Genomic DNA, 18,286 nt, shown 5'->3' with positions numbered 1-18,286 from the left:
TAATTTGGTTTTATATAACAGTCTAGGGTTTCGCAGCAGAATCTATGACTTGATTGGCAGTCGAATCAAAAATTCAGCACCTTGTCCTGGCTCCGACTCAACGGTCAGGCTGCCGCTATGTTTATCCACTATGATTTGTTGAGCGATCGCTAGGCCCAATCCTGTGCCTTTGCCTACAGATTTCGTGGTGAACAAATGGTCAAAGATTCTGGACTGCACCTCTACATCCATGCCTTTGCCATTATCGTGAATGGAAATCTGGACTTGATCCTCAACCAGCGCTGTGCTGATGGTGATTTGTTGGGGATTCGCTTCTAATTCCTTGAACGATCGACCCTGGGCTAACTCATCAAACATATCGATCGCATTAGCCAGGATGTTCATAAACACCTGGTTGAGCTGTCCTGGAAAGCAATCGATCGATGGTATTTCGCCATAGTTGGTAATCACCTCGATCGCCGGCCGATTAGCATTTGCCTTGAGCCGATATTTCAGAATCAGCAGCGTGCTATCAATCCCTTCATGCAGATTAGCGCTGACTTTATACTCCGTATCCGCACGGGAGAAAGTCCGCAAACTTGTACTAATCGATTTGATGCGATCGGTTGCCCCTTGCATTGAATTCAGGAGTTGAGGCAAATCTTCGCAAACATATTCCAAATCAATATCTTCAGCGTGATCTTGAATCGGGGAAGTGGGACTAGGATAGTGCTGCTGATACAGGGCTAGATGTTCCAGCAAGTCCTGCACATGCTCTTTGCCATTATTAATGCTGCCATTCAGGAAGCCGATCGGGTTATTAATCTCGTGAGCAACACCCGCTACTAGGTTCCCCAAAGAAGCCATCTTCTCGCTCTGCACCATTTGCAACTGAGCATTTTTTAGTTCCTGCAATGTACGTTCTAGATCTTCAGACTTTTGCTGAATTACAGCTTCAGCCAAAATTCGATCGCTAACATCTTGAATCATTGAAAAGATGCCAATAGCCTTTCCTTCATTATCTACCAGAGGCGTATTGATCCATTCACACATGATGATCGTTCCATCTTTCCGAACGTTCTGATTTAAACTATGGAACCCCCCCTTTTGTTCCAGCAATGCTGTCATGACTTCAGCCACAAGAGGTCTATCCGATTCTGGAACAATCTGAGCTGCATGGTGATCCAACATTTCTTCTGCAAGATAACCAAAGATTCTTTCAGCAGATGGGTTCCAACTTGCCACCTTAAATTGGTCATTCCATTCAATAATGCCAACAGGTGTTTGCTGAATCAGAAATGTCAGCCTCTCTTGGAAATCCCTCAACGAAGCCTCTGCCGCTTCGCGCTCCTGTGATGCAGCTTTTTGCTCACTGATGTCCAACAAAAGCCCATCCCAAACCAGCGTTTCATCTGCCAGTTTTTTAATGCGTGATTCTCCATGAATCCACTTAACTTTTCCAGATGGGGTAATAATTCTTCCCTCCCACCGCCAAGGTGTTAAGGCTTGAGCTGAATCAGTAATCGTTTGACGATACAGTTCAACATCCTCTGGATGTGTCATGTTCATCAGAATACGTACATCAGCGATCGCTTGTTCGGCCGTAACCTCATACAGATCGTAACAAGCGTTGCTGATATAGGGCATTGATACTGAGCCATCAGTTTTCATGAGGAACTGATACACCACCCCCGGAACGTTATCCACTAGATTATGAAAACGGGATTGGGTATTGTCCAACTCATGAAGAGATTGCTCTAGCTGCTGACTATATTCTTGAGATTGTTGATAGAGTCGCGCATTTTCCAGAGAAATTGCCGCTTGGGTGCAAAGAAAATTGAGCACTGCAATGCGATCACTCGTAAATACACCGCTAGTTGATCGATTTTCCAAATGCAAAATAGCTCGTAGCTTTCCTTGATTGAGAATCGGCAAACATAGAACACTCTTCGGCTGATGCTGATTCAGGTAATTACCAATCACTGGAAGATTAGTTTTGAGATCATCAACCATCACCATCGTTGCAGTGTTCTTTACGTATTGAATAAGCTTCACAGGAACCGTTAGGTTATTGTCGAGCGATGCAGACTGCAAAGTTACTCGCTCTAGGTCTGCTATTACTCGCACTTGCCATTGATTCTCTTCGCAGAGCATTAAGGCGCATCGGTCTGCGCCAGAGTTCTCAAGCATCGTCTGAGCTAGCGCTTGTAGGAGTTCATCCAGGGCGATCGTGCTGGCGAAAGCCTGAGACATTTGCAGCAGAGCAGCCAGATCTAAAGTCTGATTAATAGTGCCGGAAGAGCTTTTATGGGATACGTAATGAATTGAATGAGCGGGAGCGGTAATGCTCGAAAGAGTTTCTAAAACAGTTAAATGTTGGTTTGCTGCTTGCAAGATGGGTTGCAATAACTGGGGGTAGCGCTGTTCTAAGTCGTTGATTTTTGCTCTGGCTCCCCAACGGGCATAGCAGTAGTAAGCTTCCTGCATATAACCTGCGGCGATTTTTTCTTTACCCCAATCAAGATAGAATTTAGCTGCGAGTTCATTAGCAAGGGCTTCTTCTTGGAGGTAATTATTTTCTTTGGCACCGGAGATAGCAAGATCGTACCAATCCCCTGCTTCTGTTCTTTGTCCTAAAACACGGGATTGCTCGGCTGCAACTAAACTATGCTTATGTTCAAAATTATAAGGACAGTTCACTGCCCATGACTTCATTAGCACTTGATTAATTTCTACTTGCTTCAACCGAAGTCGAGAAGCTTCCTCATCCAACAATCGTGAACGACTAGTAGAAGTTGAGAAATCCTTTAATAGACAAAGAGAATAGTAGAAATTATGAATTGCAAGAGTTATCCCAATGGCAGAGTCAGCGTAATTCGATGCTTCTACTGCCAACTGAATTGCTTTTGTGTTGCTTCCAAATAAGTAGCTCAGAACACACTTTGCTAAATATGCTGTAAACGGCAGGGATCGATCATTGCCTAGACGAAAGGTCTCAAGTTGTCCAGCTTCATCAAAGCAATCACCTGAGAACTGCTCTGAATTTATAGTGTTCTGTAACAAGTTTAAAACAAATTGATGCCAAATAGTTGCATGAACTAATGAGTGGTTTTGCTTGGTCTTTTTAATAATTGCTATTGCAAGCTCTTGTTTTTTTTCTACTTCTATCAGAGGCTTTCCAACTAGAACGTTAAATGTGCAGAAATGAGCAGTTGCATAGCTAGCATACTCAATATCTCCCATTTCAAAACCAACTTGACTAACTCTTTCCAAAGGCTCAATACTATCGAGTATTGGATTTTTCCAGGGATTGATAAAAACATTGAATAAATTAATGATCTTACACTCTAAGTCCCGAGCAGAAAATCGGCTTAGCACTTCTAATGCAAGTAAGCCGCAATAATAACCTTTAGTCAAATCTTTTTCAGCTCCACACTTTAAGATACCGTACAGTACATAAGCAAACGCAGTTAGCGAAGTGTGTCCTAGTTTTAGACTCAAATCAATTGCTGTTAATACAATTGATGATAAAAGTTCTGGCTTGGCTGTATAGGCCGGAGAGAAAATGGTCATCAGTATAGACATGATCGCCATTCCTCGATGATCTTGCATTACTGGCAATGATTCTATTTCAGATAGTTCTGGTAGATGAATATCTGAAGAGGTAGGTGAATGATTTAGATCAATACCTAAAAGCCCCAATGCTAGCTCTCCTACAGCTAGTGCTTCAATCATTTCTGATTGAGCCATATACATTTGAATTTGCAGTTCATAGATTTTTATGCAGTCAAAAATACTAGTTGCACGCTCTAAAACCAATTCAGCCAAATCGTTGGCACGAGCATAGTTAGTGGCAAGATATTCCGCTTTAATTGCAGACTGGTAAAGACGTAGTGTGAGTTGATATTGATGATCCCAACAATCAATCGATAACAATTCAATTCCATTTTTAAAATATTGAACCGCACTGTCATAAGCCGTTGCTCCTAGCGCTCTTTTTCCAGCCGCATAATTTAAATTGGATAGTTGATTTTTTTCTTCTTCTGTCGTAATTAGTTGTGTGCTTTTGTTTAAATGATTAGCAACATCAAAAATGTTTTCTTCTAGCCTTTCTAAAGACATAGAATGCAGCAACAGTTTGCCAATTTGGTAGTGAATAAACTGCCTCTGATTTTCAGCAATCAAAGAATAAGCAGCTTGTTGAACTCGATCGTGCAGGAATCGATAGGCTGGATTGGCATGATTTTGAGCTTCAAGCTGCTCAATTTCTTCAGACTGAAAAAACTTGTAAACCTGCGTGATCGGAATGATCAATCCTTCCTGTAAAGCTCTCCACAAGACGGTGGCTGTTTCCGTTTGGGATTGCTCTGCCACGATCGCCAGGGTCTGTAAATCAAACTGCGCGCCAATACAAGCTGCTAACTTCAAGACCTCTTGCGTCGCTGTCGGCAGTTTCTGTAACTGCAACGCCATAAATTCCACCACATCATCCGTCAGCGCCAGTGCATTGACCTGGGCAATATCACATTGCCAATAGCCTCGGTCACGGTCAAAAACGATGTACCCATCTTCATGGAGTGCCTTTAGAAATTGGGTCGTAAAGAAGGGATTCCCTTGGGTTTTACGATCAACCAGTTGTGTTAGCGGCTTCGACAATTTTCGGCTGCATTTCAACGTATCCGCTACTAAGCAATTGGTATACTCTAGGCTCAACGGCAACAAAGTGATTGTATTAACGGTTAAGTTCGCTTTTTCCAACTCCCCAATCGTCAACATCAGGGGATGAACTGGTGAGACTTCGTTATCTCGATAAGCACCCAACATCAGCAGATAGCCACTGCTTTCCATGAGCACTTTCAGCAATTGCAACGAAGCAGAATCAGACCACTGCAAATCATCTAGGAAGATTACTAACGGATGGTTAATGGTCGTGAAAACCTGAATAAACTTCTGAAACAGCAAATTAAATCGATTCTGGGCTGCGGTCCCTGACAGTTCCGGAGCTACGGGCTGCTGACCAATGACCTGTTCTAGCTCCGGAATCACCTCAATCAAGACCTGGCCATTTTCACCGACAGCTTTGAGGATTTGAGCTTTCCATTCGGCTAGTTGACTGTCAGACTCTGAGAGCAGTTGCCCCATCAGATCCCGCAAAGCCTGCACGAATGCTGACAGGGGAATGTTGCGATTAAATTGATCAAACTTCCCTTTGATGAAGTACCCTTTTTGCTGAGTGATGGGTTTATGAACTTCATTGACGACGGCAGTTTTCCCAATTCCCGAAAATCCCGCCACCAGCATCAGTTCTGATGCACCTTGGGAGACTCGCTCAAAAGACTTGAGTAAAGTTTTAACTTCGGCTTCTCTACCGTAGAGCTTTTCAGGGATTAAGAAGCGATCGCTCAGATCCCGTTGTCCCAATTCAAACTCAGTAACTTCGCCTGTTGTTTCCCATTGGCTTAAGCATTGCTGCAAATCATGCTGAAGACCCAAGGCACTTTGATATCGATCCTCAGCATTTTTAGCCATCAGCTTGGCCACGATCGCCCCCACTATCTCAGGCACTGACGGGTTTACCTGATCCACAGGCTGTGCTGTTTTGGCGATATGGCAATGCAACAACTCTAAGGGATCGTCAGACTCAAAAGGCAATTGACCCGTCAATAGTTGATATAGTGTCACCCCCAAGGCATAGTAATCGGCTCGATAGTCAATGCCACGATTCATGCGCCCGGTTTGTTCGGGAGCCAGGTAGGCTAAAGTTCCCTCTAAAATATTTGGATTCTGAATTTCTTGAGTTTCCTTGGGCAGCAAAGAAGCAATACTAAAGTCAATTAACTTTACTTCTTTCGATTCGGAATCAATCAGAATATTGGCGGGTTTAATATCTTTATGAATAACGCGCTGCTGATGCAGATCGTGCAAAATGGTGGTCAATTGTAATGCAATCTTGAGCACTTCAACCCAATTAAGCTTGTGCTGCTGTAGGTATTGATTGAGAGACAATCCTCCCCAATCTTCCATCACGAGTACGTAGCCATTACCGAAAGGCTGAAGAGTTAGGGGATGAATAATGCCAGGAAGATTGAGGTTTTTGGCGATCGCGTATTGATTCCGAAATTGCACCAGTTCGCCAAAGGTGGGATAGTCCGACAGCAAGACTTTCAACACCACCGATCGCTGATCACCATCCTGGGCAGCTCGATAGACAGCCGTTCGCGATCCCCAATAAAGTTGCTCTGTGATCGTATAGCCAGCAATTGCAGGCAATGGCCGGGATGAAGAGCTGGTGAGGGGGAACATGGATGTGGTCAAGAAGAAAACCTACTTTTCAGTATAAGGCTCCCTTCTGGTGATGCGGCAACTTTAGAGTGCTCATATCACGCTAAATACAGGATTAGTCCGCATACTTTATGTTTCGTGTTGATAACAACTCTTCTGCTTCAAAAAAGTCCTATGACTTAACTGGCAATTGAATCCGGAATTCAGCGCCTTGTCCCGGTTCCGACTCAACGGTCAGACTGCCGCTGTGTTTATCCACTACGATTTGTTGGGCAATCGCGAGACCCAACCCTGTGCCTTTACCTACGGACTTTGTGGTGAATAAATGGTCAAAGATCCTGGATTGCACTTCTGCATTCATCCCCTTGCCATTATCCCGAATCGTAATTTGTACCTGATCATCAACCAGAGTCGTACTGATGGTGATCTGTTGAGGATGTGCCTCTAATTCCTTGAACGATCGACCCTGGGCCAGCTCATCAAACATATCGATCGCATTGGCCAGGATATTCATAAATACCTGGTTGAGCTGTCCCGGGAAGCAATCGATCGGTGGTATTTCGCCGTAGTTGGTAACTACCTCGATCGCCGGCCGATTAGCATTCGCCTTGAGCCGATATTTCAAAATCAGTAGGGTGCTATCAATCCCTTCATGCAGGTTAGCGCTGACTTTATATTCCGTATCCGCACGGGAAAAAGTCCGCAAACTTGTACTAATCGACTTAATGCGATCGGTTGCCCCTTGCATTGAATTCAGGAGTTGGGGCAAATCTTCGCAAACATATTCCAAATCAATATCTTCAGCGTGATCTTGAATCGGGGAAGTGGGACTGGGATAATGCTGCTGATACAGAGCTAAATGTTCAAGCAAGTCTTGCACATGCTCTTTACCATTATTGATGCTGCCATTCAGGAAGCCGATCGGGTTGTTGATTTCATGGGCAACCCCTGCAACCAAGTTACCGAGAGATGCCATTTTCTCGCTTTGCACCATCTGTAACTGAGCACTTTGTAGCTCTTGCAATGTATTTTCTAAAGCTTGAGACTTTTGCTGAATAATAGCGTCTGCAGCCTTGCGATCGCTGATATCTCGTATAATTCCTTGTAGACCGATAGACTGGCCTTGGAGATTTTTAATAGGCGTTACATTGACTGTTACCCACAAATATTCTTTACCTTGGCATAGGTGTCGAAATTCTATATTTTTCTGGCTTTTACCTGTTTCGAGTGCAGCCGTGGCTGATGATGTCACTATTTCTATGTCATCAGGATGAACCAACTTAACAAAAGACTGCCCTACCCAGTCAGATAGCGATAATTTGAACATTGGTTCAAATTGAGGAGATAAATAAGTCAATGTGCTATCTGCTAGAGCAGACCAAATCATGTCATCTGCTCCTTCTACTAATCTTCTAAACTTTGCTTCACTATTTTGTAGAGTTTGGTAGAGGTCAGCATTTCGTAAAGAAATAGCAGCTTGAGTGCAAAGGAAACTAAGCACTGCAACACGATCACTAGTAAATACACCACTAGTTGATTGATTTTCTAGATACAAAATAGCATGTAGACTCCCCTGGTTCAGAACTGGTAAACATAGGACACTTTTAGGTTGATGATAATTTAGATAATCACCAATCACTGGAAGATCAGTTTTGAGATCATCAACCATCACCGTCGTTGCAGTGTTCTTTACGTATTGAATAAGCTTCACAGGAACCGTTAGATTATTGTCTAGCAGTGCAGGCTGCAAAGTTACTTGCTCCAGGTCTGCTATTACCCGCACTTGCCACTGATTTTCTTCGCAAAGCATCAAAGCACATCGGTCTGCACCAGAGTTCTCAAGCATCGTCTGAGCTAGCGTTTGTAGGAGTTCATCCAGAGCGATCGTGCTTGCAAAGGTCTGAGAAATTTGCAACAGAGTAGCCAAATCTAGCGATTGATTAATACTGCTAGAGGAGCTTTTTCGAGAGGTAGAATAAGCTGCATACCCTGGAGCATTAATGCTGGTTAGGGTTTCCAAAATAGTTAGAGATTGAATAGCAGTTTTTAAAATTGGTTGTAATAGTTGGGGGTAGCGCTGCTCTAAATCAGCAACTTTAGCTTTTGCACCCCAACGAGCGTAGCAATAATAGGCTTCTTGCATATAGCTTGTAGCAACTTTCTCTTTACCCCAATTGAGATAGAATTTAGCAGCAATCTCATTGGCGAGCGCTTCCTCTTGGATATAGCCACTTTCTTTGGCGTTAGCAATTGCGCGATCATAGTAATCCATCGCTTCGTATATTTGCCCCAAAACTCGATGTTGCTCTGCTTCTACCAAATAAAACTTATGTAAATAATTGATGGGTGCAGAATTTGACCATTTTTTTAGCAGATTTTGATTTTCAGCAACTCTTTGCAAATCCAAATTCTGAGCGCTAGATAATTTAGCAAGATAAGTTAATGAGTCATAGAAATGAAATAAGGGAACCATGAAGCAGCCCGATATTCCGCCGAGATATTGTTTAGCTTGTGTGGCAGCTGTGGTCGCAGATTCCCATTCGCCAAAAAGGTAACAGAGAATTAACTTATTCACGTAAAGGGTTCCCAACGCATAAAGATCATTAGCCTTTTGATGCAGAGGTAACATATTATTTTCGTCATAAATTTCACCCTGAATTTTCCAAGGATGCTCATTTTGCATCGCTAAGTTCATGATAGATTGATAGAAAATTTTTAAATAATTATGAGCTACTTCTTGTTTAATTTGTGCTAACGCTTGATTGTATAGTTGAATTTCTGGTTCTAGAGTTGACAAATCTTTGCCGAGAAAATAGGAAAGCGAGCAATAATTATAAGCACAATAGGCAGCATATTCTAAAGTTCCTGTTTCCAGTCCACTGTAATATCCATCAAGTAAAGGAGCTAGAGAATTTTTAATGTGGTGCTTCCAGGGTTTTACAAATGGATAAACCATGTTGATAGTGCTGGCTTTAAATTCTCGGTTCTGAAAGCGCGATAGTAACCCCAGCGCAATTTCTCCAATGTGATTACCCAAGTCAATTTCTCCGGTAATACACAAAATTACTCCATACCAAGCAAAGGCTTGAGCCGACACAGCAGCGCTACCATACTGAACTGATAATTCAATTTGCTTACACACAATCAGTGGTAAAAGTTCAGGAACCGCTTGATAAACCGCTGCTGTAACAGTTGCTAAAATTCGCATTTGAGCGATGGCTTGTAAGTCAGTCATCTCTGGTAGCAACAATAAATCTGCTAAGTCTTTTTCTTTTAATAATTCCTGAGTCTGCTTTAGGCTGCGAGAAATATCAGCGGCATTAGGGTTTCCTGGAAACACTATGCCAAATAGCTCTAAAACACTAAGAGCAGTTTTGATAGCTTCAGGTTGTTTACTTTGTGCTACTTCGGCCAAAATTTTTACTTCATAGACTTTGGCTTTATCCAGCACATCACGCGCGTTTGTAACTACTTCGTCAACCAACTGCTGCATTTTTTCAAAATTGCTGACCAAACAAGTTACTTCTGCCGCTAAATTATATAGACTCAGCGTGATTTCATAATGCTGTTTCCAAGACTGTAAAGCAAGTAAATTTATCCCTTGGTCAGCATATTCAATAGCTGCAATATAAGCAGTAGAAAGCTTTGCTTTTCGTGCAGCTTTTAGATTCAATTTAGCTAGCTCTTCTCGTTCATCTTGAGACTTGATTAGGTCAGCTCCTTGATTTAACTGATTGACAACCTCAAAAATCCTCTCTTCTTGATCTACTGAATTTACTACACGAGCAAGAAGCTGCCCGATTTTTAGGTGTTTTACTTGCTTTTGATCATCGGGAATTAGAGAATAAGCTGCTTGTTGTACTCTATCGTGCAGAAATTTATAATTAATGATCTGCTGATTTTTTAGCGCACTTGATTCAATACTTTGACCGATATAAAACTTGTAAACGTCACCAATGGGCACAATCAGTCCTTCTTGCAAAGCTCTCCACAGAAAAGTGGCTACTTCCGTTTGAGATTGCTCTGCCACGATCGCCAGGGTCTGCAAATCAAACTGTGCGCCAATACAAGCCGCTAATTTCAAGACCTCTTGCGTCGCTGTCGGCAGTTTCTGCAACTGCAGCGCCATAAACTCCACCACATCATCCGTCAGCGCCAGAGCATTGACTTGAGCAATATCACATTGCCAATAACCTTGATCACGGTCAAAGACGATGTACCTATCTTCGTGAAGCGCTTTCAGAAATTGGGTCGTGAAGAAAGGATTCCCTTGGGTTTTACGATCAACCAGTTGAGTCAGTGGCTTTGATAGCTCTTGGCTGCATCTCAATGTATCCGCCACCAAGCAATTGGTATGCTCTAGGCTCAGTGGCAACAAAGTGATTGTATTAACGGTTAAGTTCGCTTTTTCCAATTCCCCGATCGTCAACATCAGGGGATGAACTGGTGAAACTTCGTTATCTCGATAAGCACCCAACATCAGCAGATAGCCACTGCTTTCCATGAGCACTTTCAGCAATTGCAGCGAAGCGGAATCAGACCACTGCAAGTCATCCAGGAAGATCACTAAGGGATGATTGGCAGTCATGAAAACTTGAATAAATTTCTGAAACAGTAAGTTAAATCGATTCTGGGCTGCGCTTCCCGAAAGCTCCGGAGCTGCGGGCTGCTGACCAATGACCTGCTCTAACTCTGGAATCACCTCAATCAAAACCTGGCCATTTTCACCAACAGCTTTGAGGATTTGAGCTTTCCATTCGGCTAGTTGACTGTCAGACTCTGAGAGCAGTTGCCCCATCAGATCCCGCAAAGCTTGTACGAATGCTGATAGGGGAATGTTGCGATTAAATTGATCAAACTTCCCTTTGATGAAGTAGCCCTTTTGCTGAGTGATTGGCTTATGGACTTCATTCACCACAGCAGTCTTACCAATCCCCGAAAATCCCGCCACTAGCATCAGTTCTGATGCACCTTGGGAAACTCGCTCAAAAGACTTGAGTAGAATTTCAACTTCTGTTTCGCGACCATAGAGCTTTTCAGGGATTAAGAAGCGATCGCTCAGATCCCGTTGTCCCAGTTCAAATAATGCAATCGTTCCTGTTGTTTCCCATTGGCTTAAGCATTGCTGCAAATCATGCTGAAGACCCAGGGCACTTTGATATCGATCCTCAGCGTTTTTAGCCATCAGCTTGGCCACGATCGCCCCTACAATCCCAGGCACTGACGGATTTACCTGATCCACTGGCTGTGCTGTTTTAGCAATATGACAATGCAGAATTTCTAAGGGATCGTTGGCAATGAAGGGCAATTGACCCGTTAATAGTTGATATAGTGTCACCCCCAAGGCATAGTAATCGGCTCGATAGTCAATGCCACGATTCATGCGCCCGGTTTGTTCGGGAGCCAGGTAGGCTAAAGTTCCCTCTAGAATGTTGGGATTTTGAATTTCTTGAGTTTCCTTGGGCAGCAAAGAAGCAATACTAAAGTCAATTAACTTTACTTCTTTCGATGCGGAATCAATCAGAATATTGGCGGGTTTAATATCTTTATGAATAACGCGCTGCTGATGCAGATCGTGCAAAATGGTGGTCAGTTGTAATGCAATCTTGAGCACTTCGACCCAATTAAGCTCGTGCTGCTGTAGGTATTGATTAAGGGATACCCCTCCCCAATCTTCCATCACCATCACATAGCCATTACCGAAGGGCTGAAGAGTTAGGGGATGAATAATGCCAGACAGATTGAGGTTTTTGGCGATCGCGTATTGATTCCGAAATTGCACCAGTTCGCCAAAGGTGGGATAGTCCGACAGCAAGACTTTCAACACCACCGATCGCTGATCACCATCCTGGACAGCTCGATAGACGGCCGTTCGCGATCCTCTGTAGAGCTGCTCGGTGATTGTGTAGCCCGGAATATTGGGTATTGACTGTTCGGATACTCGAGTGGCAGTGGTCATAAGTGATACCAGGAGATCGGCTCAATCCATTCAAGACGCACGACAAATCCTCAAGCACTAGGCACTGCCAGGATATTGATTTAGTGTCTTAGGGCACTTAAGAGATCACTCAACGATCACTCAGCAATGCGGCTCTATAAATTTTGCGTAAAATCAGGAAAATCTCGGGAATAGCAGAAAAGTGCTGCGTAGAAATTTTCCCAGCACTCAGCACTGACAAGGCACTGATCCAATGTCATGGGGTACCAAGGAGATCACCCAGCAGTATAGCTCTACAAATTTTGCGTAAAATCGGGAAAATCTAGGAAATTACAGGAAAATTCCGAAAAAAAATCCAACTTGTTGGAGCAGGGAAGCGCTAATTGCTCAACACTGAGGCGAGAGGCTGAGGCTGCTGCTCAAAGAAGCGAATGCTGGTGGGCGTGCGGTTTTTGAGATCTGGCGCGTAGCGGGCTAGGTGGCGCACTACCCGATCGTTCACCCACAAAATGATGGGAAACCGAAACTGATGAGTGAAGGCGTTGAAGGCCCGATTGGTGGCCACCAACAGATCATCCAGTTCTTCTAGGGTTTCCAGCCCAGTGACCACCAGGGCTTGAGGCGGGTGTTGGTGGCAAAGGTGTTGGATTGGTGACAAGAGCGATCGGGCGGAGGTGGGCAACTGCAAGCACCCGACCTCCAAGGACAGCATCTCGCGTAAGCGATTAGTGGCACAACGCTGAACCGTTGGATCGTTGCAGTGCGCCAGAATCAGGGCAAATTCTCCCTGCTGGTGCAACAGAGTTCTGGCCAAAATGGCAACAGATCGCTCATTGGCGTTGGCGAGACCGCCTGGAACTTTGGGGCCCATGGCTTAACGCTCCTCTTTGGGAACAGTCGCATGACTGCTACGTATTGCGCCTGGGTGGATGGGTTAGGCCCAGGCGGCGATCATCTGGGAGTTAGCGGTTTTGTTGCTGCCAAGCTTGAAACCAATCGGTTTCTTCGAGGGAAGGGTTGATGCCAAACCACCGTCCCTGGGCATCGCGGTACTCGTAAACAATTTGAGTCCGCAGCAGCATTTGGTAGCTGTCTTCGCCACGCACACTTTGTTCGCGGACAACCTGGAAAAGGCGCTCTCGCTCAATGTCATCGATCGACAGGGTGAGATCGTCCCGACTGTCGCGAATGGCGCGCTCCAAGTTCGCCCGAGCAAAGGGAGGGTCTTCCTGCTGTAGGCAGCGATAGAGTAATCCTAACAGGCTTCGGGGGTGACCACCACTGACCCGACAAAGACGATTTAGGGTTTCCAAGTCTTCAAAAACTTCGCTGACATGGCTGAGTGCTTCGGTGGGAGAAAGGTTTGGGAAAGCCCTCGCCAAAACAGCCGATCGCAAGGCTTCCATGCCTGGTTCAAAGGGTTCCCCATTCCGAGTCCGCACCGGAATCATTGACAATACTTTGGGAGCCAAACCGCCGCCTAAGCGGTTTTTCATCGCTTCGTATTCGTCAGCAAACATTAACGAAAGAGGAACGGTGTAGACCAAATGGCAATTAATTCGCCGGAGCTGAGCACCGCGATCAATAAATAAATATTCCGGTTGCCGCCGCCCGATCGAGGGTAAGGTGCGGCTATCCACCCGATCGAGGTTATCCACAATCACCACTAGGCCCTTCTTGCCGCGCCGCAGCAATTCTTGGGTGGCCCGCTGAATAATTTCCTCGTTAATGGCCCGCAGAATTCCCTCCGTTCGCGGTTCCAGGTATTGCCGCAATTGGCTGCGCAGTTTGGGATTGTCCTGGGTTTTGGCGGTAATTTTGGCAATTCCTAGGGAAACCTCCGCCTGAGCACCCAGTTCGATCGGGGTTTGCAGAAAATCTGAAACCTCTTGGAACAAATTGGCAAAATAGCTGGGTTTCAACTTAATGCCGACGGCATCTAAGTTTTCGCTGACCTGGCGAGTAATGGCCAACAAAATATCACTAATATCCACATCGGCCATATCCAAGTCTTGGGTAGACTCGAAATAGACCACATGGAAATTCTCTTGCTCCAGTTCAGCTTTCAACCGCAAGAGTTCCGTGGACTTCCCGCAGCCAATGTGTCCCGTAAAAAGCTGACAAGTGGGCACATCGGGAGAAATTCGGACGATCGTCCGCTTCAGCTCACCAATGATATTGCCACCGCGCACATTCGAGAAATCAATATAGTATTTTCGATCTTCCGGCTTGGCGAGATCGAGCGTATAGGAAGGATTACAGGCCTTAAAGAAGCGGGATATATCGTCAATTGCCATGGTACTGAGAAATATCGGCCAAAGAAAACAGCAACAATCGACTTGGACTAGGGCTACGATGCAACCATCATGACCAACCTAGCGATCAAAGTACAGGGACACCGGCATTCACCCTGAAATCTATTCCTGAAATCTTGTCCTGAAATCTTGAAATTGATTGAAGTTGTGCAGTTTGTCCTGGGTTGCTGCTGCGGTGGGCATGGCGAGCAGCGGCAACTATTCTAAAGGGCCCCATTTTGAATTGGGGTTGGGGGTCTTGGCCACTGAAGCTCAGGAGAAATCAGCAATCCCTTGCAGGAAGCCATTATTCAGGACACTATTCCAGACGCTATTACATAAAACAGATCAGTTAAATGGGCTAAATGGGCCAGATGTTCAACGGGCCAGATGATGGGCCAGATATGGATCCGCTTGTTCCCTTGTCTCGTCGCCACTTGGATCTGCGGCGATCGCACCTTCGCCGTCGTCGCCACTGGAAAATTGCGCGGCGGAGTTGGCGCTTGGTGGCAGTGGGGTTGGTGGCGATCGCCACGGCCAGCTTGGTTACGTCTGCCCCTTGGGTGATTCGGGGGCCCGAACAGGTGGACGTGCTGGGCAATCGGATGCTGAGCGATGACCACGTGCGATCGCTCCTGGGCATCAGCTATCCCCAATCTTTGTGGAAACTCCAGCCCCAAGTGATTGCCGCCAGTTTGCGGGCCAGGGGCCCCGTGGCCCATGCGGAAGTCACTCGCCAACTGTTGCCGCCCAAGTTGGTGGTGCAGGTCACGGAGCTGTTTCCGGTGGCTGTGATTGAGTCCACGGTTCCGGTGCAACGGGCTGGCGGCAACCCACGCGCCCAAATCGGTCTGATGGACAGCCAGGGCACTTGGATTGAGCTAGAGCGCTACCAAGCCATGCGCCCTGTTCCCCAATTGCCCGTGCTCAAGGCGATCGGGGACTATGGCACGATTCAACGGGAATGGGCTTTTATCTATCGTTGGCTGAGTTTGTCGCCTGTAGCCGTGCAGGTGGTGGATTGGCGCAACCCCCGATCGATCCGTTTGCAAACGGAATTGGGGCCCGTGGAATTGGGAACCTATGGGCGCGATCGCTGGGCCCAGCAAATGGCCCTCCTGGCGCGGATGCGATCGCTCCCGCAACAACTTGATCCCAGGCAAATTGATCACATTGATTTTCGGGATTTGGAGCGACCCGCCATCCAAATGCGATCCACCACTCTGGACAAGGGAGCACAACAACAGCTAAAACCACCCTAGTAACACTGTTGTTGCCTGAGCACATTGCCCGAGCACATTGCCCGAGCATTCCACCTGTCGATCGGATTTCCGCCTCAGCAACTTCCCCACACTCGTTTACGCCCCGGCCCCCTTGATCCAACAGCCGCCAGATTGCTGAGATAACTTTTTTCCAGCAACTTTCAGCAACTTACCCTATAGTTGTCTACAAATTCTGTAAATTCTGTCGGTTGGACAATCTAACCTTCGACCCTTTTAGCTTGCCAATCCCATGACGCTTAATGACCGCCTGGGGCCTGCCCAAGACAACCCAACCGCCTACGACTCCGCCGAGTACCCCCGTGGAGCCAGCGGAGCCTATGGAAGTGCTGGCCTGCCCCTCAGCAATATCGGTAGCGGCTTTAAGAATAATGGAGATGGCGGGATGCAGCCCGGTGAAACTGCCAAAGGAAGCGAGATCGTGCCAGGAAGCATCGCCCGTATTAAGGTCATTGGCGTAGGTGGTGGCGGCGGCAACGCTGTGAACCGCATGATTGCCAGCCAAATTTCCGGCATCGAGTTTTGGTCCATCAACACCGATGCCCAGGCTCTGACCCAATCGGCGGCCCAAAACCGCTTGCAAATTGGTCAAAAGCTAACCAAGGGGCTGGGGGCTGGCGGCAACCGCACCATTGGCAAAAGCGCCGCTGAAGAGTCCCGGGAAGAAATTGCCAACCTGGTGCAAAACACAGAATTAGTCTTCATTACGGCCGGCATGGGCGGCGGCACTGGAACCGGGGCCGCCCCGATCGTGGCGGAAATGGCGAAAGAAGCCGGTGCGCTGACGGTGGCAGTGGTGACCCGGCCCTTTAAGTTTGAAGGGCGGCGGCGGATGGCCCAAGCCGAAGAAGGCATTGCGGAACTGCAAGCCCAGGTGGACACCACGATCATCATCCCTAACGATCGCCTGTTGGCCGCCATTCCAGAACAAACCCCCGTCCAAGAAGCCTTCCAGTTTGCCGATGACGTGTTGCGGCAAGGGGTTCAGGGGATCTCTGATATCATCACCATCCCCGGTTTGGTGAATGTGGACTTTGCCGATGTGCGGGCGGTGATGGCCGATGCCGGTTCGGCGCTGATGGGCATTGGTATTGGTTCCGGTAAGTCCCGGGCCCGCGATGCGGCCAATGCGGCTATTTCCTCCCCGCTGCTCGAAGCCAGCATTGAAGGGGCCAAGGGCGTGGTCTTGAATATTACGGGTGGTCGCGATCTAACCCTCCATGAGGTGAATGCGGCCGCTGAAGCGATCTATGAAGTGGTTGACCCGAACGCCAACATCATCTTCGGCGCGGTGATTGATGAGCGATTACAAGGGGAAATTTGCGTCACGGTCATTGCAACGGGCTTTTCGGCAGATTTGCCCCCCAGTCCGGCGGCGGGCCGCTTGGGCACTGGTTTACCGCGATCAACCCCCAAGCCCCTCCCAAACCCCACAGGTGACCAAAAGGGTAACAGCATGTTGGGTGGGCTAGATATTCCCGAGTTCCTGCAACGACGGCGGAATCCCTAGGCTCCCCGATCCCACCCGATCTTGCCCGATCTTGATCGTCCTAGATCATCTAGACCATGAGCCAGGGAATGCAGCCCCCGATCACCCTGACCATTGCCGGTTCCGATAGCGGCGGTGGCGCGGGAATTCAAGCCGACTTAAAAACCTTCGCCATGCACTGTGTTCACGGTGCTTGTGCTTTAACCTGCGTGACGGCCCAAAACACCTTGGGGGTCACCAGGGTTGACCCGCTGACTCCGGCGGCGGTGGTGGCCCAAATTGATGCGGTGGCGATCGATTTAGGCATCGCAGCGGCCAAAACGGGCATGTTGCTGAATCGAGATATTATTTCGGCCGTGGTCAATCGGCTCACGGCCGACCCGTTACCGGCCTTGGTTGTGGATCCGGTGATGGTGTCCCGCACGGGGGCGCAGTTGATTGATGATGACGCGGTGGCACTGATGCGCGATCGGCTGTTGCCCTTGGCGACGGTGGCCACGCCCAATTGCTATGAGGCGCAATTGTTGGCCGGACGGGCGATCAAGTCCTTGGCGGATTTGATCGCGGCGGCAAAAACCATTTGGCAGTTGGGGCCCCAGGCGGTGGTGGTGAAGGGGGGCGGTTTGCCGGGAGATTTACGGGGCGTGGATGTGTGGTTTGCGGGCGATGAACCGGTGGTGTTGCGAACGGAAACCGTGGACACCCCCCACACCCACGGCACGGGCTGTAGTTTGTCTGCGGCGATCGCGGCGAACTTGGCCTTGGGGCAAGCCCCCTTGGCGGCAACCCAGGCAGCCAAAACCTACGTCACGCAAGCATTGCGCCATGCTCTGGCGATCGGGCAAGGCCAGGGGCCGATCGGGCACTTTTTCCCATTGTTAAACGGTTGATTGAACGGTTGATCGCCCCTGCATCGCACCCCGTGAATTCCTGACTACCGATCTCCAACCACCAATCCCCCACCGCGATCGCACCCTCATTCCCCAATCCTGGAAGTTTTGAGCAGGAAATTGCCTGAACGCAC

General features: G+C 47.3%; 7 protein-coding genes. 3 read left to right on the top strand and 4 right to left on the bottom strand.

Annotated elements, in window-relative coordinates:
• Positions 1–42: 42 nt before the first annotated feature.
• The 4 genes from ACZA91_RS14325 to ACZA91_RS14310 all read right to left on the bottom strand — a co-directional run bounded on the left by ACZA91_RS14325 (position 43) and on the right by ACZA91_RS14310 (position 14,496).
• On the bottom strand, positions 43–6,282 hold the full coding sequence (locus ACZA91_RS14325; RefSeq protein WP_463182932.1) for an AAA family ATPase: 6,240 nt from the start codon (positions 6,280–6,282) through the stop codon (positions 43–45).
• Positions 6,283–6,433: 151 nt separating this feature from the next.
• Complete coding sequence (locus tag ACZA91_RS14320; RefSeq protein ID WP_463182930.1) at positions 6,434–12,220, bottom strand: trifunctional serine/threonine-protein kinase/ATP-binding protein/sensor histidine kinase; 5,787 nt, start codon at positions 12,218–12,220, stop codon at positions 6,434–6,436.
• Positions 12,221–12,578: 358 nt separating this feature from the next.
• Entirely contained in the window at positions 12,579–13,070 is a 492-nt protein-coding gene (locus tag ACZA91_RS14315; protein WP_099533551.1) for a hypothetical protein, read from the bottom strand.
• Positions 13,071–13,161: 91 nt separating this feature from the next.
• The gene (locus tag ACZA91_RS14310; RefSeq protein ID WP_099533550.1) at positions 13,162–14,496 is read right to left on the bottom strand and encodes a P-loop NTPase fold protein; all 1,335 of its coding nucleotides are present in this window, start codon (positions 14,494–14,496) and stop codon (positions 13,162–13,164) included.
• 419 nt (positions 14,497–14,915) lie between these two features.
• Between ACZA91_RS14310 and ACZA91_RS14305 the strand changes: the two genes are divergently transcribed.
• From ACZA91_RS14305 to thiD, 3 genes are all read left to right on the top strand, one after another.
• Complete coding sequence (locus tag ACZA91_RS14305; protein WP_158234453.1) at positions 14,916–15,755, top strand: cell division protein FtsQ/DivIB; 840 nt, start codon at positions 14,916–14,918, stop codon at positions 15,753–15,755.
• 250 nt (positions 15,756–16,005) lie between these two features.
• Complete coding sequence (gene ftsZ, locus ACZA91_RS14300) at positions 16,006–17,283, top strand: cell division protein FtsZ (protein ID WP_099533548.1); 1,278 nt, start codon at positions 16,006–16,008, stop codon at positions 17,281–17,283.
• Between the two features lie 56 nt (positions 17,284–17,339).
• Complete coding sequence (gene thiD, locus ACZA91_RS14295) at positions 17,340–18,152, top strand: bifunctional hydroxymethylpyrimidine kinase/phosphomethylpyrimidine kinase (RefSeq protein WP_463182924.1); 813 nt, start codon at positions 17,340–17,342, stop codon at positions 18,150–18,152.
• Positions 18,153–18,286: the final 134 nt, after the last annotated feature.

It is taken from the genome of Limnothrix sp. CMB-01 (assembly GCF_055193175.1).
The sequence above is the reverse complement of the archived record's forward strand: the minus strand, read 5'-3'. Positions and strand labels throughout refer to the sequence as shown.

Excerpts from the sequence above, each read along its gene's own strand:
- ACZA91_RS14325 (WP_463182932.1), bottom strand. The coding sequence starts at position 6,282 with ATGTTCCCCCTCACCAGCTCTTCATCCCGGCCATTGCCTGCAATTGCT.
- ACZA91_RS14320 (WP_463182930.1), bottom strand. The coding sequence starts at position 12,220 with ATGACCACTGCCACTCGAGTATCCGAACAGTCAATACCCAATATTCCG.
- ACZA91_RS14315 (WP_099533551.1), bottom strand. The coding sequence starts at position 13,070 with ATGGGCCCCAAAGTTCCAGGCGGTCTCGCCAACGCCAATGAGCGATCT.
- ACZA91_RS14310 (WP_099533550.1), bottom strand. The coding sequence starts at position 14,496 with ATGGCAATTGACGATATATCCCGCTTCTTTAAGGCCTGTAATCCTTCC.
- ftsZ (WP_099533548.1), top strand. The coding sequence starts at position 16,006 with ATGACGCTTAATGACCGCCTGGGGCCTGCCCAAGACAACCCAACCGCC.
- thiD (WP_463182924.1), top strand. The coding sequence starts at position 17,340 with ATGAGCCAGGGAATGCAGCCCCCGATCACCCTGACCATTGCCGGTTCC.